This is a genomic window from Nocardia aurea (genome assembly GCF_003123685.1).
GTDB classification, from domain to species: Bacteria; Actinomycetota; Actinomycetes; order Mycobacteriales; family Mycobacteriaceae; genus Nocardia; species Nocardia aurea.
Window position 1 is genome coordinate 52533 of record NZ_QCYJ01000130.1, and the last position, 19906, is coordinate 72438.

18 protein-coding genes are annotated in these 19906 nt (G+C 67.0%); 10 read left to right on the forward strand and 8 right to left on the reverse strand.

Going from position 1 to position 19906, the window contains the following annotated elements; genetic code table 11:
* The first annotated feature begins 19 nt into the window (after nucleotides 1-19).
* The 3 genes from rpsR to DAT37_RS32375 all read left to right on the forward strand — a co-directional run bounded on the left by rpsR (nucleotide 20) and on the right by DAT37_RS32375 (nucleotide 2752).
* Nucleotides 20-274, forward strand: a complete 255-nt coding sequence (gene rpsR, locus DAT37_RS32365; protein WP_011211513.1) for a 30S ribosomal protein S18 — start codon at nucleotides 20-22, stop codon at nucleotides 272-274.
* 456 nt (nucleotides 275-730) lie between these two features.
* Entirely contained in the window at nucleotides 731-1726 is a 996-nt protein-coding gene (locus DAT37_RS32370; protein ID WP_109528709.1) for a beta-ketoacyl-ACP synthase 3, read from the forward strand.
* A gap of 36 nt (nucleotides 1727-1762) precedes the next feature.
* Complete coding sequence (locus tag DAT37_RS32375) at nucleotides 1763-2752, forward strand: AvrD family protein (RefSeq protein WP_109528710.1); 990 nt, start codon at nucleotides 1763-1765, stop codon at nucleotides 2750-2752.
* Here DAT37_RS32375 and DAT37_RS32380 read toward each other — a convergent pair.
* Nucleotides 2726-3331 carry a TetR/AcrR family transcriptional regulator gene (locus DAT37_RS32380; RefSeq protein WP_109529090.1) on the reverse strand — a complete coding sequence of 202 codons (606 nt, stop codon included), beginning with the start codon at nucleotides 3329-3331 and terminating at the stop codon, nucleotides 2726-2728. The two genes, DAT37_RS32375 and DAT37_RS32380, sit on opposite strands and share 27 nt — an antisense overlap.
* A 150-nt stretch (nucleotides 3332-3481) precedes the next feature.
* Between DAT37_RS32380 and DAT37_RS32385 the strand changes: the two genes are divergently transcribed.
* The 5 genes from DAT37_RS32385 to DAT37_RS32405 all read left to right on the forward strand — a co-directional run bounded on the left by DAT37_RS32385 (nucleotide 3482) and on the right by DAT37_RS32405 (nucleotide 7829).
* On the forward strand, nucleotides 3482-4111 hold the full coding sequence (locus tag DAT37_RS32385) for an AAA family ATPase (protein WP_109528711.1): 630 nt from the start codon (nucleotides 3482-3484) through the stop codon (nucleotides 4109-4111).
* Nucleotides 4112-4151: 40 nt separating this feature from the next.
* Entirely contained in the window at nucleotides 4152-5756 is a 1605-nt protein-coding gene (locus DAT37_RS32390; protein ID WP_109528712.1) for an MFS transporter, read from the forward strand.
* Nucleotide 5757: 1 nt separating this feature from the next.
* On the forward strand, nucleotides 5758-6432 hold the full coding sequence (locus DAT37_RS32395) for an HAD family hydrolase (RefSeq protein ID WP_109528713.1): 675 nt from the start codon (nucleotides 5758-5760) through the stop codon (nucleotides 6430-6432).
* A gap of 12 nt (nucleotides 6433-6444) precedes the next feature.
* Nucleotides 6445-7239 carry an AAA family ATPase gene (locus DAT37_RS32400; RefSeq protein ID WP_232840139.1) on the forward strand — a complete coding sequence of 265 codons (795 nt, stop codon included), beginning with the start codon at nucleotides 6445-6447 and terminating at the stop codon, nucleotides 7237-7239.
* 134 nt (nucleotides 7240-7373) lie between these two features.
* Nucleotides 7374-7829, forward strand: a complete 456-nt coding sequence (locus DAT37_RS32405; RefSeq protein ID WP_232840140.1) for a hypothetical protein — start codon at nucleotides 7374-7376, stop codon at nucleotides 7827-7829.
* A gap of 75 nt (nucleotides 7830-7904) precedes the next feature.
* Here the strand turns inward: DAT37_RS32405 and DAT37_RS32410 are convergent, their stop codons facing one another.
* The 7 genes from DAT37_RS32410 to sucC all read right to left on the reverse strand — a co-directional run bounded on the left by DAT37_RS32410 (nucleotide 7905) and on the right by sucC (nucleotide 16837).
* Nucleotides 7905-8789: a TIGR01777 family oxidoreductase gene (locus tag DAT37_RS32410; protein ID WP_109528714.1), complete on the reverse strand. Its 885-nt coding sequence runs from the start codon at nucleotides 8787-8789 to the stop codon at nucleotides 7905-7907.
* Nucleotides 8790-9214: 425 nt separating this feature from the next.
* Nucleotides 9215-10816 (reverse strand): bifunctional phosphoribosylaminoimidazolecarboxamide formyltransferase/IMP cyclohydrolase, encoded by a 1602-nt coding sequence (purH, locus tag DAT37_RS32415; RefSeq protein ID WP_232840141.1) that lies wholly within the window; start codon nucleotides 10814-10816, stop codon nucleotides 9215-9217.
* On the reverse strand, nucleotides 10809-11477 hold the full coding sequence (gene purN / locus DAT37_RS32420) for a phosphoribosylglycinamide formyltransferase (protein WP_232840178.1): 669 nt from the start codon (nucleotides 11475-11477) through the stop codon (nucleotides 10809-10811). Before purN ends, purH begins: the two co-directional genes overlap by 8 nt.
* 105 nt (nucleotides 11478-11582) lie before the next feature.
* Nucleotides 11583-13202 (reverse strand): cell division protein PerM, encoded by a 1620-nt coding sequence (locus DAT37_RS44450; RefSeq protein WP_157978819.1) that lies wholly within the window; start codon nucleotides 13200-13202, stop codon nucleotides 11583-11585.
* Between the two features lie 180 nt (nucleotides 13203-13382).
* Nucleotides 13383-14519 carry a DUF5336 domain-containing protein gene (locus tag DAT37_RS32430; protein WP_232840142.1) on the reverse strand — a complete coding sequence of 379 codons (1137 nt, stop codon included), beginning with the start codon at nucleotides 14517-14519 and terminating at the stop codon, nucleotides 13383-13385.
* Nucleotides 14520-14729: 210 nt separating this feature from the next.
* The gene (gene sucD / locus DAT37_RS32435) at nucleotides 14730-15644 is read right to left on the reverse strand and encodes a succinate--CoA ligase subunit alpha (RefSeq protein WP_109528718.1); all 915 of its coding nucleotides are present in this window, start codon (nucleotides 15642-15644) and stop codon (nucleotides 14730-14732) included.
* 29 nt (nucleotides 15645-15673) lie between these two features.
* The gene (sucC, locus tag DAT37_RS32440) at nucleotides 15674-16837 is read right to left on the reverse strand and encodes an ADP-forming succinate--CoA ligase subunit beta (RefSeq protein WP_109528719.1); all 1164 of its coding nucleotides are present in this window, start codon (nucleotides 16835-16837) and stop codon (nucleotides 15674-15676) included.
* 556 nt (nucleotides 16838-17393) lie between these two features.
* On the opposite strand from sucC, the gene DAT37_RS46545 reads away from it, so the two are divergent.
* Entirely contained in the window at nucleotides 17394-18659 is a 1266-nt protein-coding gene (locus DAT37_RS46545; protein ID WP_109528720.1) for a M23 family metallopeptidase, read from the forward strand.
* A gap of 315 nt (nucleotides 18660-18974) precedes the next feature.
* Nucleotides 18975-19886 (forward strand): M23 family metallopeptidase, encoded by a 912-nt coding sequence (locus tag DAT37_RS32450; RefSeq protein ID WP_109528721.1) that lies wholly within the window; start codon nucleotides 18975-18977, stop codon nucleotides 19884-19886.
* The last annotated feature ends 20 nt before the right edge of the window (nucleotides 19887-19906 follow it).

Below are 19906 nucleotides of genomic sequence, written 5' to 3' on the forward strand. Positions count from 1 at the left end.
CGCAGAAGGAATACCTGATATGGCAGTCAAGCGAGCACCCTCGAAAAAGGTTCGCGCCGAACAGGCCCGCCGCCCGAAGAAGAACCCGTTGATCGCCGCGGGCATCGAGACGGTCGACTACAAGGACGTGAACCTGCTGCGCACGTTCATCTCCGATCGTGGCAAGATCCGCAGCAGGCGGGTGACGGGACTCACACCGCAGCAGCAGCGCCAGGTCGCGGTCGCGGTGAAGAACGCACGCGAGATGGCCCTGCTGCCCTTCACGAGTAGGTAGTCGAGCACGGGCGCAAGCCCCGGAAAACTTGACGGCGGGAGCCGGGGTCGCACGAGGCCCCGGCTCCCGCCTTTGTGCGCCACTCACGGCTTCGCGCCGACCTCTCGCCGCCCGCCCCCCGCGAGGTCGTTCGCACCGCGGAGAGAACCGACAGCTATCTAATTACCCCCGTTCGGGAGTATTCCGCAATGCTGGTTGAAGATCAAACAATCGACGGATCGCACGTATACGAGCGGCATCGATCCGGCCAATAGTTAATGTACTGCTATCGATCGGCGCACGCGAATTCGAACGCCGATAATCGAACGATGTCAAGCGCCTATGAAGAAACGTGACCTTCGTCACATGTTGCTGTTATACTGGCGTTATAGCCATGTGATCTGATTCCATAATTCTGGTCGGGTGATACATTGATGCATACATAATTGACACGTAACACCTCTCGGGGGTGGAACTATGACGGCCTTATCCGCCGGAATGTTGACGATCGGAACCTACCGGCCCGATCGAATCGTTTCCAATTCCGAACTCGCACCTGAACTCGGGGTCGATGAAGCTTGGATAACCACGCGGACCGGAATAACTGAAAGAAGATTTGCGGGGGGGCATGAAACAGTAATTTCGATGGCGGTACGGGCTGCGCAATCCGCGCTCGATGTCGCCAAACTATCCGCCGGTCAGGTCGATGTCGTCATATTGGCGAGTTCCACCCACTTGAATCAGACCCCAGCGGCCGCGCCTATTATCGCCGCCGAGCTGGGATGCGACCGACCCGCCGCGTTCGATATTTCCGCGGGGTGTTCAGGTTACGCGCACGGCATCGGTCAAGCTGCCGCACTCATCAATTCCGGACAATCCGACACCATTCTCGTGATCGGATCCGAGAAGCTCAGCAACGTCATAGATCGCAATTCCCGATCGGTCGCCCCCATCTTCGGCGATGGGTCCGGAGCTGCACTGATAACCCGTACCGAGTCCGGACATATCCGCCGGACGATCTGGGGAAGCATCGGCGAGCAATCGCATCTGATCCGTCAGGAACCGACCTGGGAACAACAGCGCACCGATCCGGTGGGCACCCCGACCCCCTTCTTGATGATGGAGGGCACCGAGGTTTTCCGATGGGCCACGACCGCCGTTCCGAAAATAGTTTCCGAAATTGCCGAAGCCGGTGGTATCGCACTTTCCGATATCGAGGTATTCGTTCCGCATCAGGCAAATCTCCGAATTATCGACGGCGTCGCCCGTAAACTCGGCTGGACGGATGAATCGGTGGTCGTCGCAGATGACGTACGGCGAGCCGGAAATACTTCCGCTGCCGCACTTCCGCTCGCCATTGCCGACCTCATTTCTTCCGGTCGCGCAAAGCCGGGACAAATCGCGCTCCAAGTCTCGTTCGGCGCCGGACTTTCCTACGCGGGCCAAGTTTTCGACCTTCCCAAGGTTGCCTGACCGAATAATCGAATTGCTCCTCGAAAGTGTTGTGCGATGACCGTTACATTCTCCAGCTACGACGAGCCGCTCGGACCCCGGTCCGATCGTTACTTCGGTGAGGGTTACAAGAAAGTAAGTCCCGAACTGTCCGCCCTCGGAATCAGCCGGTCGACCGAGACCGGGGCCGAGCATTCCGGACTCGCCAGCCTGACCTACCCCGCGGCCTGGTCACGCAAAGAGCACCGGGAACTGGTTCCCCACGTCAGCAGCGTGGACACGATCATGCTCGCGGCCACGCTCTGCGACGCGGCGATCGTCCACACCCGTGATCTGAATCCCGCCGAATCCGCCCGTATGTGGGTCAGGCACGCGACGGTGCGCGCGGGCGCGCAACCGCACGAGGATCTCGAGCGCATCCCCGTCACCGCGACGATCACGGCCACCGCCGACACCGCCGACGACGAGTCGGAGACCACCTTCAAATTCCAGGTCGGCAATCTCGGCGGCACCATGACCGTGGTCCATCCGATCGGAGCGGGCACCTCGACCGTGCCCGGCGTCGACCGGATCGCCTCTCTCGGCGATATCTTCGGTCCCGCTCCGCACTACTACCTCAACGGCGTGAAGGACCACACGCTGACCGCCACCGACCTCGTCGTGAGCGCGGACTCGACCAGGATCACCGGTCGCCAGCAGGTCCGCACCGGGATCGAGGGCGGATACGTCGGCGCCGAATCGGCCTACTGGAACTCGGTCTCGCCGATCGACGCTGTCGTCGGCGCGGCCCAGCTGTCGCAGATCCTGCTCTACGCGATGGATTCGCTCGACCGCACGAGCAGCAACACCCTGTGGATGCGGAAACTGGAATTCTTCGCCGACGGTCCGCATCGCCCCTCCGAGGAGACCTTCGACGGCACGGTGGAGATCAAACGCTCGTCGGTCATCGACCGCGGCGGTCAGCGCTGGCGCAGCGCCGATCTGCTGATCAAGGAGTTCCAGGGCGTGACCGGCTCCTGCCTACTTGCCCATCAACTTCCGGACTGAGGGGCCGAGGGTATAGCCGGTGTGCTGGCCCAGCGCGCAGTCGGCGAGCGCCGCGAGGGCGGGTTCCTCCGCGGCGTGCTCCGGCGCGTCCATCGCGAGCAGCGCGTTGAGCAGCATGCCATTGGCGATGAACTGCTGCACCTGCTGGGCCGGGCTCCCCGTGCGCTCGACCAGCAGGTGGAACAGGGTGACCAGGCAGCGCCGCGCCGCGGCGGCGATCTGCGGGTGCGCGGCCGCCGCGCTGAAACCTTGCAGGAGCACGACGAGCACGTCGCGATCCTCGACCAGCCTGCTGTACACCGCGCCGAGACGGTCCCACACATCCGGCGCGGTGGCCGCTGCCGGATCGTCGAGTTCGGCCGCGAAAGCCGAGATCAGTTCCTCGACCGCCCGATCGAAGACCTCCTGGAAGAGATCAGCCTTGCTACCGAACATGCGCACGACATACGGCTGGGACACACCTGCCTCCAGCGCGACCAAATCTGTACTGGTCCCGGCGTAGCCGCCACGAGAGAATGCCCGCCCCGCAGCCTCCAGAATCCTTTCGCGGCGCTCGGCCGCGCTCAGTCTGGCCATCATGTTCTTCAAGTTACCACGCCCAAATATTGACAAGTTATCGTTTGATTACTAGATTTCGGCTGACATTGTGAAGCAACTCCGGACGAGTCGTGTCATTCGCACCCTCGGTGAGAGTTCCGCGGAACGATCGCCGCGATACGAGGACACCTGATGAAGGATTCACCCGCGTTACGACTAGCCGTCACCGGTGCCCCGGGCAGTGGGAAGACCGCGGTGTGCACCGCGTTGTCCCTGGCCACCGGACTGTCGTTCGCGACCATTTCCGAGCAGCTCGCGAAGCCGGTGGCCGATCGCCGACTGGCCGCGACGGTGGACGCGCCGATGCGCGGTTTCGAGCAACGGGTGGATTCGGAGGCGAGGCTGGGAACCGGATTCGTCTCCGACGGTTCGGTTCTGCACGAATGGGCTGTCGCGGAGACCCTGCGAAGCACCAGACGGCTCGGGCACTGGCTGCGCCGGCCGCAGGATCTGCCCTATCGCGTTTTCGAACAGCGTTACCTCGTGGCACACGCGGGCATCGTCGTGCGCCGCGCACGGACGACCTACGACGGTTTCGTCCATCTCCGGTCGGACGGTGAAGCGGCCACCGCCGCGGCCGAATCGGAATTTCGCACCGTCATAGATCGGCTCCTGCTCGACACTCTGCACGAGACATCGGTCCCCTATCTCGTGACCGGGGGTCCGTTGGAGGAAATCGTCACCCGGGTAGCGGGGATGTTCGAGCTACCACAGGTCATTCCCGTCACGGATGCGGTGAACGCCGCGCTCCGAGCCGCTTGACCCCCGACACCGCCGTACTGGAAATCAGAAGGGTAAACCGATGGCAACAGCCGGTGCCGAACAAACCGGACAGCGTTCCGACAGCTCGATATGGACGCTCGTCGTGGTCGCGTTGGCGACCTTCATGCTCATGCTGGACCTGACGGTCGTCAACGTCGCCCTACCCGATATCCGCGCCGCCTTCGATTCGTCGTTCTCGTCGTTGCAGTGGATCCTGGACGCCTACGCGCTCGGTCTGGCCGCGGTCCTGCTCGCCGCCGGATCACTCGCCGATCGCATCGGCCGCAAGAAGGTGTTCGACGCGGGGCTTGTCATCTTCGTACTCGCCTCGCTCGCGTGCGGTCTCGCGCCCAACGATCTGACGCTGATCGTGGCCAGGCTCGTCCAGGGCCTCGGCGGCGCGATCCTTTTCGCGGTCGGACCGGCGCTGCTCGGACACGAGTTCCGCGGTAAGGACCGGGGCATGGCCTTCGGCGTCTTCGGCGGCGTGGCCGGGCTGGCCATCGCGTTCGGACCACTCATCGGCGGCGGGCTCACCGAATCCCTCGGCTGGCGCTGGATCTTCCTGATCAACGTTCCGGTGACGATCGCCGCGCTCGCGGTCGGCTTCCTGAAGATGCGCGAATCCCGCAGCGAGACACCGCCTCCCCTGGACTGGCCGGGTATGGTCACCTTCTCGGCGGGTCTGTTCTTCCTGGTGCTCGCCTTCATGCGCGGTCAGCAGGACGGCTGGGGCAGCGCGCGGATCATCGGGTGCTTCGTCGTGGCGATCCTGCTGCTGGTCGCCTTCGCGTACTTGCAGCTCACCCGACCGGGCCGCGCGATGTTCGATCTCACGCTGTTCGGCAACAAGACGTTCAACGGTCTGTCCGTGGTGACCGCCCTGTGCGCGCTGTCGGTGATGCCCGCGCTGTTCCTGCTCATCTCCTACGTGCAGAATCTGCTCGGCTACTCGGCCTTCGCCAGCGGCGTGCGCTTCCTGCCGCTGACGCTGCTGCTGTTCGTCGCGGCCGCGGTCGCGGGCAGCCTCGTCGCCAAACTGGCACCCGCCCTGCTCGTCGGCGCCTCGCAGTTGCTCATCGCGGCAGGCCTTTTCGCGGTCCTGCTCGTCGACGTCGGGGATTCGTGGACGTCCCTGATCCCGGGCATGGTGCTCATCGGGCTCGGCATGGGCCTGTTCAACCCGCCGCGTGCCGCGTTCTCCATCGCGGTGACCACCCCCGACAAGGCGGGCGCCGCCTCCGGCATCAACGAGACCTTCCAGCAGGCGGGCCTGGCGATCGGTATCGCGGCGGTCGGCGCGTTCTTCCAGAACCGGGTCGGCGGCGCCTTCGCCGACACCGAGACGGCCAAAGCCGTTTTCGGCGACAAGGCCGCCGAGGCGGGCGACGCGATCGCCGCGGGCGGACCGTCGGTGCTCACCACGAACGAACTCGGGAACGCGGCCGACGCGGTGCGCTCGGCGGCGGAATCCGCGTTCGTCAGCGGCCTGCACAACGCCATGGTGCTCGCCGCGGTATTGGCGGCGATCTCGGGTGTCATCGCGTTCCTCACGCTGCGCAGCCGCGATCTGGACGAGGCGGCCCTGGCCACCCCCGGTGTGCCCACCGAGGCACTGACACTCGACAAGGCCCCGGTGGCCTGAGTTGACGCTCGCGACCAGACCGCGCTTCGCGTTCACCGATGTGGACCACACCCTGCTGCGCGTGAGCACCCTGCATCATTTCGGGGAGTACTTCTTCGAGACGACGCGGCGCGGCGAGGTGCTGGCGGGCCACCGGACGCGGATGCGGCTGCTGGCCGAGACCGGAGCGGACCGGGCGACGCTGAACGAGAGCTACTACCTGCTCTGGGCGGATATCCCGGTGCGCGAGGTCGACGCCGCCGCGGTGGTCTGGCACGACGAACTGCGCGCGGCCGGGTTGTATCGCCCCTCGGTGCTCACCCGGCTGCGCGCCTTGCGCGCGGAGGGGGTCGAGACGGTCCTCGTCTCCGGCTCCTTCCGCGCCTGCCTGCGCCCGATCGAAGACGAACTCGGCTGCGCCGCCGTGCTGTGCACCGAATTGGAGCAGGCCGACGGGGTGTTCACCGGCAAGGTCCTGCGTTCGCTCATCGGACCGGCCAAACGCACCGAGGTCGAGGCGTTCGCGGCCGGATATCCCGGTCACGACCTCGCGCGGGACTACGGATTCGGCGACCACATCAGCGATGTGGCCGTCCTGGAAAGTGTCGGTCATCCGACCGTGATCCCGGTCGACCCGGCACTGGAATCGGTGGCGCGGGAACGTGGCTGGGAGATTCTGCGTGATGACCAGCGTTGATCGATCGGAGACGTGACGGTGTACATAGTCGGCGGACAACATCGCGACAACATCAAACTGGCGATTTCCGGCACCTACGGCGTGGGTAAGAGCACCACCACCGAGGCCCTGTCGATCGCGACCGGTATCCCGCGCACGCACGCGCTGACCTCGCGCGAACTGCTCGTCGACCTCGCGCCCGGCAAGACCGTGATGGAACTCAATTCGATCGAACTGCTCCAACTCGGCCTGCGCCGATTCGAGGAGCGGGTGCACAACGAGTCGATCGAAGGATCCTTCATCTCCGACGGCTCGGTGGTGCACGAATGGGTGTACGGCACGGCGAGGATGGCGGTCGGCATCAACCCGGGCGCCGGATTCGCGCTGCGCGCGATCAAGACCGTCGCCGGGATCGGCCGTAAGAAGCCGCTGCACGAGTACACCGATATCGTCGGCGATGTCGTCAAGGAGCGGGCGAGGCATCTCTACGACGCCTATGTCCATCTGCCCGTGGAGTTTCCGATGAAGGCCGACGGTCACCGACCGGTGTCCGAGCCGTTCCGCGCGCTGTCCGACGACAGCCTGCTCTCGGTGGTCCGCGAACTCGGACTGCCCTACGAGGTGGTCGGCGGCACGGTGGCCGAACGGGTCGCCAGGATCATCGATCTGTTCGATCTCGACACCGTGATGCCGGTGGAGGAGGCCATCGAGGAATCGCAGCGCCGCGTGAGGGCGGCGACCAAGATCCTCGAGGAGGACGACCGCTTCAAATCCGCCCAGCGCAAGAAATCGTTGTGGCGCAAGCTTTCCTACGCCATGCGTTACTGACGCCACCGAACCTGGACCACCCATCCGAGGACGTGGGGCCCCGAGAGACAGCGCCGGGGCCCCACGTTCGTCTCTCCATCTCGAACGCCTCGGCCGCCCGTCGACGGCCGGAGGGCTCCATTAGGGTTTGCCATATGGATCGGAACCGGGGAGCACGAACCTCCGCACTCGTCGTGGCGTTACTCGCCGCGATCGCCGTCGCGGGCTGCGGCGCTTCCGACGACGACAGCGCGGCGCCGCCGACCTCGGGCACGGCGACGCCGAGTACTCCGACCGAGAACTCGGGCCAGAACCAGGGCAGGCCGTTCACCGCCGATCCGACGATCGTCGGGGCGCATTCCATTCCGTTCACGTCGTGGACGCGCGTCTCCGAGGACCGGATCGCGGTCGATTTCCAGACCGGCGCGCCCGAATGCTACGGCGTCGACGCCGAGGTGACCGAGACATCGAAGACGGTCGTGGTGGAATTGCGCTCGGGCAAGAGGGCCGACGCGGTGGGCAAGATGTGCACGATGGTGGCGGTCTTCGGAACGCTGGAAGTGCCGCTGAAGACTTCCCTCGGCGATCGCCTGGTACTCAGCGCGGCGTGACGCGCCGTCCCCCGGATCCGGTACCGAAAACCCCTTCGGTAGGCACGGACTCCACGGCGCCGTTCGAACGAAGGGTCAGCGGGCCACGGTCCAGGCGAGGGCTTCGCGCAGGGTCGGGTGCTCGAACCGGAATCCGGTGCTCTCCAGCACCTTCGAGCGCATCTTGTGGCCGTGCAGCAGTTCCGCGCCCGCCTCGCCACCGATCATCTTCAGCACCGCGCCCGGCAGCACCATGAACGACGGGCGACGCAGCGCGCTCGCGTAGGCCTTGGCGAACTGCGCGTTGGTCGCCGCTTCCGGCGCGACCAGGTTGACCGGGCCCGAGACCGAACCGGTGAGCAGGCCGCGCACCGCCGCCACCCAGTCCGGCAACGAGATCCACGGCATGTACTGCCGACCCGTGCCGAAGCGTCCGCCGAGGCCGAGCGCGAAGATCGGGCGCAATTTGGTGATGATCTCGGAATCGGCGGCGAGCACGTTGGAGGTGCGCAGCAGGACGACCCTGGCGCCCGACGCCGCGGCGACGGCGGTGGCGTCTTCCCATTCCCGGCACATGGTGCCGAGGAAATCGGTTGCGGCCGGGGCCGATTCGTCGACGTCGGCATCGCCGGTGTCGCCGTAGTAACCCGCCGCCGAGGCGTTGAGTAGAACGGGCACCCGCGCCCGCGCGACGGCTTCGGACAGCACGGCGGTGGTGGTGATCCTGCTGTCGCGCAGCAGTTTCTTGTATTCGGGTGTCCAGCGGTCGCCCGCGATGGCCGCGCCGCAGAGATTGATCGCGGCGTCCGCGCCGGCGAGGATCGCCGGATCGAGTTCGGAGGTGTAGGGATCCCAACGGATTTCGTCGGTGGCGACGGGCTCACGCCGCACCAGTCGAACGACCTCGTGACCGTCGGCCACGAGACCGGTCACCAGATGCTTGCCCAGAAAGCCGGATGATCCCACGATGACTATGCGCATGCCGCCTATTGTGCACCACGACAATTCGGACACGCACCGCGCGTAACGCAATCTCAACGGTCGCCGCCGAAACACTGAATCGGCCCGAATCGTGAAGGCGCACAAATATACCCGCTGACGCGGCGCCTCAAACACGCGGTCTGCCCTGGTCTCGTCGCCGCGACGGACGCGACCGCTTGTGATATGTCAACTTTGCCGGGGATTACCGAGGCTTCGCGCCGTCGTCGTCCGTCCCGCCCGCGCCGACGGTGTCGCGACCCCGACGGTCACGACCGCGGCACCGTCGTGAAGTTGTCCATGAATTCGCCCGAGGGCATCGCCGACGCCGAATTCACACTGATACCGCGCACTCCGGGCACCGTGTCCGGGCATGGAAAACGCCACGCCGATCCCGACGTGGCGTTCGAACCGTATGAACCGCGCGATCAGTGCGCGAAGTGCCGAGAACCCGTGAGGTACACCGTGACCCCCGCCTCGCGGGCGAGGTCGATGGTCTCCTGATCGCGCACCGAACCGCCCGGCTGCACGATGGCGCGGATACCCGCCTGGATGAGCTGCTGCGGTCCGTCCGGGAACGGGAAGAACGCGTCGGAGGCGGCCACCGAACCCTTGGCCCGATCGCCCGCCCGCTGCACCGCGAGCTGCACCGCGTCGACCCGGTTGACCTGCCCCATGCCGACGCCGACGGAAGCACCGTCGTGCGCGAGCAGGATGGCGTTCGACTTCACCGCGCGGCACGCGCGCCAGGCGAATTCGAGATCGGTCAGGGTGTCGGCGTCGGCGGCCGCGCCGGAGACCAGGGTCCAGTTGGCCGGGTCGTCGCCCTCGGCGTCGAGGATGTCTCGACGCTGCACCAGCGCACCACCGCTGATCGGCCGCAATTCGATACCCGGTCGACGTGGCGGCTCGGCGACGAGGATGCGCACGTTCTTCTTGCGCTGGAGCACCTCGACGGCGCCGTCGGCGTACGACGGCGCGACGATGACCTCGGTGAAGATCTCCGCGACCTGCTGAGCCATGTCCACGGTGATCTCACGATTCGCCGCGATCACCCCGCCGAAAGCGCTGACCGGGTCGCACGCGTGCGCCTTGCGGTGTGCCTGCGCGATATCCGCGCCGACCGCGATACCGCATGGGTTGGCGTGTTTGATGATCGCCACCGCGGGCGCGGAATGGTCGTAGGCGGCACGCCAGGCGGCGTCGGCGTCGGTGTAGTTGTTGTACGACATCTCCTTGCCGTGCAACTGCCGCGCCTGCGCCAGACCGACCCGTCCGTCACCATTGGTGTAGAGCGCCGCCTCCTGGTGCGGGTTCTCGCCGTAGCGCAGCACCGCGGCGCGCTCCCAACTGCCACCGATCCAGCCGGGGAACGGGGCGCTCGGCGGTTCCTGCGCGACGGCGGGGGCGAGAACGCCGGTCATCCAGCTCGCCACCGCGACATCGTAGGAGGCGGTGTGCTGGAAGGCCTTGGCCGCCAGCGCGGTCCGCTCGGCCAGGGTGAATCCACCGGATTTCACCGCGTCGAGTACCTCGTCGTAATCACCGGTGTCGACGACCACGGCGACCGACGGATGATTCTTGGCGGCGGCACGCACCATGGACGGCCCGCCGATATCGATCTGCTCGACGCATTCGTCCTGGCTCGCACCGCTTGCCACGGTCTGGGTGAACGGATACAGATTCACCACGACCAGCTCGAACGCCTCGACGCCGAGTTCGGTCAGCTGCTCGAGATGTTCGGGCCTGCGGGTGTCGGCGAGGATCCCCGCGTGCACCCTCGGGTGCAGGGTCTTGACCCGCCCGTCCAGCGTCTCGGGGAAACCGGTCAGATCCTCGACCTTGGTGACCGGAATGCCCGCGTCGGCGATCCGGCCCGCGGTGGACCCCGTCGAGACCAGTTCGATACCCGCGGCGTGCAGGCCGGTCGCGAGTTCGACGAGTCCCGTCTTGTCGTAGACGCTGACCAGCGCGCGGCGGATCGTCCGACGCTCGCCAGGAGTGATCGATCGTTCGCTGTTGTCAGTCACCGGCATACTCGCTCACTGGAATAACTGCCTTTCGTCCGTCGGAGACAATGCCTCGCGTCGCGACAGCGGCGACAACCTCCGCCAACAACCGTCGCTCGACAACCTTGATGCGCTCGTGCAGGGTGCTCTCGTCGTCGTCGGGCAGCACCGATACGGCCTCCTGCGCGAGGATGGGACCGGTGTCGACGCCCGAGTCGACCAGATGAACCGTGGAGCCGGTGACCTTCACCCCGTAGGCGAGGGCGTCACGTACCCCGTGCGCGCCGGGGAAGGACGGCAGCAGCGCGGGATGGGTGTTGACGATCGTGCCGCCGAAGCGCTCCAGGAAGGCCGGGCCGAGGATCTTCATGAATCCGGCCGAGACCACCAGATCGGGCTCGTAGGCGGCGACCGCGTCCGTCAGCGCCAGATCCCAGGCCGCGCGGTCGGGGAAATCCTTCAGCGCGACCAGGAAGTGCGGTACGCCCGCCGCGTCCGCGTGGCCGGTGGCGTCACACACCCGGTCGACGCCGACGGCGACGATCTTCGCGGGGTAGTCCGCCGCGGACGCCGCTTCGAGCAACGCGCGCAGCAGCGATCCCGTGCCCGAGGCGAGCACCACGACGGTGGCGGCGGCCCCCAAGGGCTCAGCGGGCTTGGACGGGGCGTCGGAGGACGTCAGCGCTCCACTCCTGGGTCTCGAGTCGGGGCGGCGGAGATGCACCGCCGGGTTCGAGCCTAGTGGTGTCGGTCAGCTCACTTTCGACCGGTGGGGGCCCTCGGCTCGTCAGCGCTCGCGCAGCGGAGGCAGGTCGTCGTGCGGGGTTTCGACCACCTCGGCGTCGACGATGTCGGGAGGCGCGGAGGCGCGAGCGGGCCGTGCGGGCAGCGAGGGTTGTTCGTCCACGAGTTCGCCCTCCAGCGCGTCGTCCGCGGGATGGTCGGCGTAGTCGTAGTAATCGTCCTCGTCGTAGTAGTCGTCCGGGTAGTGCCCGTCGTATTCGTCGGCTTCGTAGTCGCCGTCATCGTCGTCGTGGCGGTCGTCGTAGTAGGCGGCGTCCTGGTCGTCGTAGTTGTCGTCGTCGTAGTCGTCGTCGTAGCCGGTTTCCTCGTGCGGCCCGTGGAGGTCGCGACCCGCGATCGGCGCCCCGACCGGGACCACGAACCACCGCGCGAACAGCAGACCCGCGTATCCGGCGAGCGCCAGCCACGCGAAGGTGACCACGGCGAAGACGGGCAGATCGATACCCACGCTGCCGAAGGTGCCGAGTTCACCGCCCGCGACGGCGCCGAGCAGCACGAGCGCGACGGTCGCGAATCCGGCCGAACTCAGCGTCGCCCAGGGCGCGGTGGCGCGGTCGGTCGACGTCCGTCCAGCGTCGATGCCGCCCAGTACCCCGACCGCGGCCGGGACGAGCAGCAGCACCACCCACCAGCCCGCCGCCGGTCCCGACGGCAGCGCGGCGAGCACGGGCACCGAGGGGACCGGTCCGCCGACCACCGAGAAGACCCCGACCGACGCGTCGCCGAATTCGACCCCGGAGCCGACGAGCATCCCCACCGCTCCGACGACCACATTCGGTAGATAGGCCAGCGAGAGCAGCGTCAGCCCGAGCACACCGGCGAAATTGCCCGACGCCTGATATCCCTCGAGGAAACGCGACCCGTGCGCGAGCAACGACACCAGTGTGACGGCGGCGGCGCACCCGAGCAGTCGCACCACCGTGCGGCCCGCGCCGTAGACCCCGGCGACGGCCCAATCGGGAGCGCGCAGCAGCGCGAAGAACCGGCGGCGGTCGCGATGGGCGATCCCCGCCGCCGCGGCCACCAGGTACAGACCGCCGACCCACGCGAACGCCGACAGCGTGTTCGGCGGTTGCAGCGCGACCACGCCCGACGCGTCCTCGGCCACCGCGAGACAGACGGCGGTGACCAGCAGCGGACCCGACAGCGCGGCGCCGACGATCCAGCCGAGATCGGCGCGCGAACTGTCCGGCTCGACGGCGCGCGCGCAATCGCGCGCGGACAGCCAGGCCAGCAGCGCGGTGGGCAGCAGCGGGAGCAGGCCGAGCGGGGTCTTGCCGATCACCAGCGGAACCTGGTGCGCCACAAGCCAGCCCGACGCGATCGCACCGGAGGTGCCGTCGAGTCCGCTGTCCGCGAACAGCAGCGCGGCCGGCATCAGCACCGCGATGACGGTCAGGGCGAGTGTCGCGGGGCGGGCGGCGACGAACAGCAGCACCCTGGCCCGTTCGGGAGTCAGCGAGAGGAATCCGGCGTCGTCGTGCTCCTCCGGCGTCGGCCGGGTGCGCCGCGATCGGGAATCGACGCCGCGCCCGGCGGCGTCATCGGGTCCACCGCGCTCTCCCGGGCTCCGGCGGACAAGGGAATTTCTCGTGGAGCTCATGGCAATTCAGCGTGTCAGTTCTGCCGAGGGGATCGGTGCAGGCGCGCCGCGACCGGCCGGTGCGGTAACGCGACACGCGGAAATCGGTGCGTGCGACAGGGTCCGCGCGCACCGCGAGCGCCCAACCCGATCGGGTCGAGCGCTCGCGGGGAGTCGATGTCGACTGCTGGTCGTCGACCGCTACTTGTTGTCGTCGGAAGGCCGGAACGCCCGGGTCGCGTCGGAGGACGGGTCCTTGCTCTGCTCGCCACCGAACGGCTGCTGCGGCTGCGACTGCTGGGGCGGTTGGGCCTGCGGGGGCTGGCCGTAGCCCGGCGCACCGTACTGCTGGCCCTGGTTCCCGCCGAAATGCTGGGTCGCGCTCTCGTCGGGGCGCGGCTGGCCCAGATTTCCGCCGAAATGCTGCGTGGCGCTCTCGTCGGGCCGGGGCTGGCCCTGGTTCCCACCGAAATGCTGCGTGGCGCTCTCGTCGGGGCGCGGCTGACCGCCCGCGTAGGGCGAACCCTGTTGCTGGGCCCCGTATCCGGGCTGCTGGCCGTAGGCGGGCTGACCGTAGGACTGACCGGGCGCGCCGGGATAGGTCGGCTGACCCGGCTGGCTCTGCCCGTAGGCGGGCTGGCTCGGCTGACTCTGACCGTAGGGCTGCTGCGGGTACTGGGCGCCGGTGCCGGACTGGGGACCGTAGCCGGGCTGACCGTACTGGCCGCCCTGCGCCTGGCCGTAACCACCGCCCGGCTGGCTCTGCCCGTACCCCTGCTGGCCGTACCCCTGGCCGTATCCGCCCTGCTGCGCGGGCGGCGTAACCGGCTTGGGCGCGGGCGGTTTCAGGATGCCCGCCTCGAACAGCACGGCGGCGATGGCGATCGCGGCCTGCACGAACGAGAGGAACAGCAGCAGGAAGGCGCCGATCTTCAGCGAGGACCCCTCGCCGAGGAACAGTGCCTGGAAGACCAGGCCGAGGAATCCGGCCACCGAGGCCGCGGCCGCGACGCCCTTCCAATTCTGTTTGGGCAGCAACGAGAGTCCGGCCAGCACACCCGCGAACAACAGGACGGCGAGCAGGCTGGTCACTCGCGCCTCGAACGCGTTCGCGCTGCCCTCGGCGAGGATCGCGCCGGTGACCGGATTGACGAACTCACTGCCGAAGAACGGCAGGAATCCGAACAGGAAATTGATCACGCCGAGTGCGGCGACACCCACCACGAGGAAGAACGGCAGACCCCGCTGCGCCGTGGCATCGGAAGCGGAATCGCTCGAACCTGTCCCTGCTGCACCAACCGCCGACTGGCCGGTATCGGAGGGTGCGGAGGGCGTCACGGGTGTGTTGTACCCGGAGCCCCCGGTCGGGTATGACATGTCGTCGTCTCCTCGATCGAGTCGTTCGTCGTGTTCGGCTTGACTCTTCTGACGCTACTGCACTGCTCCGCCCGGGTCACCTCCCCGACCGATACGACGAAGGCCGCCACCGGTTCGTACCGGGCGGCGGCCTTGTCCGATATTCGGGGGAATCCCCGCGTCCCGGCGGGATCAGGCGGTGATGCTTGCCTTCTCTAGGATTTCGCGAGCCAGCGCCGCGGTCTCGGACGGCGTCTTGCCGACCTTGACGCCCGCCGCTTCCAGCGCGTCCTTCTTCGCCTGGGCGGTGCCCGCCGAGCCCGAGACGATCGCGCCCGCGTGGCCCATGGTCTTGCCCTCCGGCGCGGTGAAGCCCGCGACGTAGCCGACGACCGGCTTGGTGACGTTGGCCTGGATGTAGGCCGCCGCACGCTCTTCGGCGTCGCCGCCGATCTCGCCGATCATGACGATCAGCTTGGTCTCGGGATCCTTCTCGAAAGCCTCGATGGCGTCGATGTGGGTGGTGCCGATGACCGGGTCGCCGCCGATGCCGATGGCGGTGGAGAAGCCGAAATCACGCAGCTCGTACATCATCTGGTAGGTCAGGGTGCCGGACTTGGACACCAGGCCGACCGGGCCCTTGCCGGTGATGTTGGCCGGGGTGATGCCGACAAGCGCCTCGCCGGGGGTGATGATGCCGGGGCAGTTCGGGCCGATGATCCGGGTCTTGTTGCCCTTCTCGAGGTTGTAGGCCCACGCGTAGGCGGTGTCCTGCACCGGGATGCCCTCGGTGATGACCACGAGCAGCGGGATCTCCGCGTCGATGGCCTCGATGATGGCGTCCTTGGAGAACTTCGGCGGCACGAACGCGATGGAGACGTCGGCTCCGGTCGCCGCGATGGCCTCGGCGACGGTGCCGAACACCGGCAGCTCGACCGCGTTGCCGTCCTTGTCGGTGTGCGCGACGGTGGTGCCCGCCTTGCGCGCGTTGACGCCGCCGACGACCTGGGTACCGGCCTTGAGCATCAGGGCGGTGTGCTTGGTGCCCTCGCCGCCGGTGATGCCCTGGACGATGACCTTGGAATCCTTGTTCACGAAGATAGACATGTCAGGTTTTTCCTTACTCGGCTCGGCGATTACCGGGAAGCCAGTTCGGCGGCCTTGTCGGCGCCTTCGTCCATTGTCTGCGCAAGCGTGATGAGCGGATGCGCGGCGTCGACGAGGATCTTGCGACCCTCTTCGACCTTGTTGCCGTCGAGACGGACGACCAGCGGCTTGTTCGCCTCGGCGCCGAGGATCTCCAATGCCTTCACGATGCCGTTGGCGACGGCGTCACACGCGGTGATGCCACCGAAGACGTTCACGAAAACGCTCTTGACCTGCGCGTCGCCCAGGATGACATCCAGACCGGCCGCCATGACCTCGGCCGAGGCGCCGCCGCCGATGTCGAGGAAGTTGGCCGGCTTGACGCCGTTGTGGGCCTCGCCCGCGTAGGCGACGACGTCGAGGGTGGACATGACCAGACCCGCGCCGTTGCCGATGATGCCGACCTCACCGTCGAGCTTGACGTAGTTGAGGTCGTTCTGCTTGGCCTTGAGCTCCAGGGGATCGGTCGCGTCGACGTCGGCGAAGGCCGCGTGATCCTCGTGCCGGAACTCGGCGTTCTCGTCCAGGGTGACCTTGCCGTCGAGCGCGAGGATCTCGTTCTGCGGGGTGCGCACCAGGGGGTTGACCTCGACCAGGGTGGCGTCCTCGTTGACGAACACCTCCCACAGCTTCTGGATGGTCACGGCCGCCGCGTCCAGCACGTCGGCGGGCAGGTGGCCCTGCTCGGCGATCGAACGCGCGAACGCGAGATCGACGCCCTTGACGGCGTCGACGGGGACCTTGGCCAGGCGCTCCGGCTTGGTGGCTGCGACCTCTTCGATCTCCATGCCGCCTTCGACCGAGCACATCGCCAGGTAGGTCCGGTTGGAGCGATCGAGCAGGAAGGAGATGTAGTACTCCTCCGCGATGTCCTTGGCTTCGGCGACAAGGATCTTCTTGGTGACGTGGCCCTTGATGTCCAGGCCCAGGATGTTGCGCGCGTGCGTCAGGGCGTCGTCGGGGGTGGCCGCGTACTTGACGCCACCCGCCTTACCGCGTCCACCGACCTTCACCTGGGACTTGATCATCACCGGCTTGCCGATTTCCTCCGCGATGACGCGGGCTTCCTCGGCCGTGTCCGTGACGCGGCCCTCGGACGAAGGCACTCCGTGCTTAACGAAGAGCTCCTTCGCCTGATATTCGAAGAGATCCATGTACTCACCGTCTCGTCTGCGTTGTCATGACAACGTCTTTGTTGGCGGCCCGACGTCGGAAGCGGGTCGGGTCGGACTCTAACCAGTCACATGGAGGGCCAATCGGCCACGTTCATCCTAAGTGGCGCAGGTCACGGGCCGATACTCGAGGCGGGAAAACCGCTGGCCAACGCTACTGGCGAGTAGCTTGTTGACCGTGCGCCAGGTAGGGGCCGGTCAACCGGGACCCGCTCGCACCTACTACGAATCGTCGTCGACAGGCCTCACCCGACCGCCCGATGCACAGTGAGAAATTCCCCGCCACCACCGTGATCAATCTCACATGTTAGTACAGATGGATCGCAGCGCTTGCGGACTTCGCGATCGTTTCGTTACCGTCAATGCGGTCGATGTCACAGCCAGGTCACGACTAGGAGGACGGCAAGCCTTGATGCACATTGCTCCGCAGGTAGAGAGCCGTTTCATCGTTGATCGACCCGACATCGACATTTCGCCGGACTCCCGGCAGCGTGACCTTTCGGTCCGTCCACTCCAGCTTCACGATGTGGCATAGCCGATGATTAATCGCTCCACCCTCGCTCCCGGTAATCGTGCGCGGTCGGGTCATCGTTATCGCGACGACAACGAACCCTTCCCCCATGCCGATCAGAGCGGCCGTACCTTCCCCTCCAACCACCGCTATGCCCCCGCGGCGGGCGGCGCGGCGGCGGGAGCCGGTGCGGGCTACGACGCGCAGCACGACGGCGGCCCCTACACCGGGACCTGCGACACGGGCCAGTGGGCCGCGAATACCGATTGGTCCCAACAGAATTCGTGGACCGACGGCGGCGCGTGGTCCTCCGGCGACGCCTGGACGCCCGACGCGGACGGCGCGTGGAGCGCGCAGACCGACGATTCGTGGACACCGGATTCCAACGCCTCCTGGACACCGGATTCCGACGGCGCGTGGACACCCGAGGCCGACGGCCGGTGGGCCACCACCGACCGGGGCTGGACACCGGACGCCGACGGTTCGTGGACACCGGAACCGGTGGATCCCGACGCCATCGCCGCACCGGCCTTCATCCCCGGCAAGGGAACCAACCGGCGCGGCGGCGCGCACCGTATGCCCGCCCCGCCGGCCGCTTTCAAGGGCAGGGCCGCTGTCGTCGCCGTGGCCGCGGGCGCTGTCGTCGCCGCGGGCCAGGCCGCGTTCGCCTCGCCCGACCAGCCGTCGTCCACCATCGACTACGAGGCGTCCGGCCAGATCCACGAGATCGCCGCGCAGTCGGTCAGCCTCGCCGATCCGAGTCTGGACCCCGATTCGCCCCAGGTTCTGAATGTTTCGGCACCGGCCAATCTCGGCCAGTTCAACGACATGCTCCAGAAGGGCCAGAAGTTCGCCGACGATCTGGCAGCCCAGGAGGCCGCCAAACTTCGTCCGCTCTTCACCAAATTCGCCGCGGGCACCTACACATCCGGGTTCGGCGCACGCTGGGGCGTGCAGCATCTCGGCATCGATATCGCCGGCCCCATCGGCACCCCGATCTACGCGGTCGCCGACGGCACCGTCATCGAATCCGGCCCCGCCGCCGGTTTCGGCATGTGGGTGCGACTGCTGCACGACGACGGCACCGTCACGATCTACGGCCACATCGACACCTCGACCGTCGAGCAGGGTGAGCGCGTGATGGCGGGCGACCAGATCGCCACCATCGGAAACCGCGGCTTCTCCACCGGCCCGCACTGCCATTTCGAGGTCTGGCTCAACGGGACCGACAAGGTCGACCCGCTGCCCTGGCTGGCCACTCGCGGCATCAGCCTCGGCCCGCGCGGGGACTAATCACCCTCCCTCCACCGAATTTCGGAACGGCCCCGGGACGCGTGCGTACGCGCCCCGGGGCCGTTCCGCTTTGATCGGTACCCTCGGGCCGTCCAACCGTCGTTCGCCCCACCGGACCGACTCTCCGAAATTTCAATCCGGCAGCGCGACACGATCATTCACAGCATTCGAGTGTTGCGTTACAGCAATCGATTCGTTACCGTCGATAGTTCGCTGACCTAACGATGCGGGTATTCGGAGGATGAAGAACTCGATGCGCGTGAAGACCGTCGCACATATCGCGAGATCCGCTGTGAGACCTGGAATTAACGGACAATCTTCGATTCTCCGGCATTTCGGTCATTCTTCTCGCGAACGTCGGACCACACCGTGAGACAAGGGCGCGACCACGAAGTCGACAGCCGGGGTCGGTCCGCGTGGCACGAAGAACCAAGCGGCGCGCAATCTTTCAGTTACCATCCCGACGCGGGAACCTCGCGCGGCCGTCGGGGCGCACATCGCACACCGCCGCCCCCGCATTCGCTGCGCGGGCGGGTGGTCGCCTTCGCCGTCGCCGCGGGAGCATTCGTTTCCGCGGGTCACACCTTGCTCCAGGAAAAAGGTCAGTCCATACCGACAGTCGAGTACGAGGCGATGGGGCAGGCGTCCGCGGCGGATCAGCTCTCCGCGGACGCACCCGCGGTCACCGACACGCCTGCCACACCCGACACCCCGGAACTGCTCGACACGGTACGGCCGAGCAATCCCACGCAATTCTCCGAACTCCTCGACAGCGGCGCCCGGTACGCGCAAGAACTCGCCGCCGAGGAAGCCGCGAAACTGCGCCCCCTGTTCACGAAATTCACCTCGGGCACCTTCACCTCCGGCTACGGCGCCCGTTGGGGCACGCTGCATCCCGGCGTCGACGTCGCCGCACCGATCGGCACGCCGATCTACGCGGTGGAGGACGGCACCGTCATCGACGCGGGCCCGGCCAGCGGCTTCGGCATGTGGGTCCGCGTGCGGGGCGACGACGGGACCATCACCGTCTACGGGCATATCAACACCGCACTGGTCACCGTCGGCCAGTACGTCACCGCGGGCGACGAGATCGCCACGGTCGGCAATCGCGGCGAATCCACCGGTCCGCACTGCCATTTCGAGGTCTGGCTCAACGGCACCGACCGCATCGACCCGATCCCGTGGCTCGCGACTCGCGGGATCAGCCTGGGGCCGGAGCGCGACTGACGGCACGGCCGGTAGGGCGC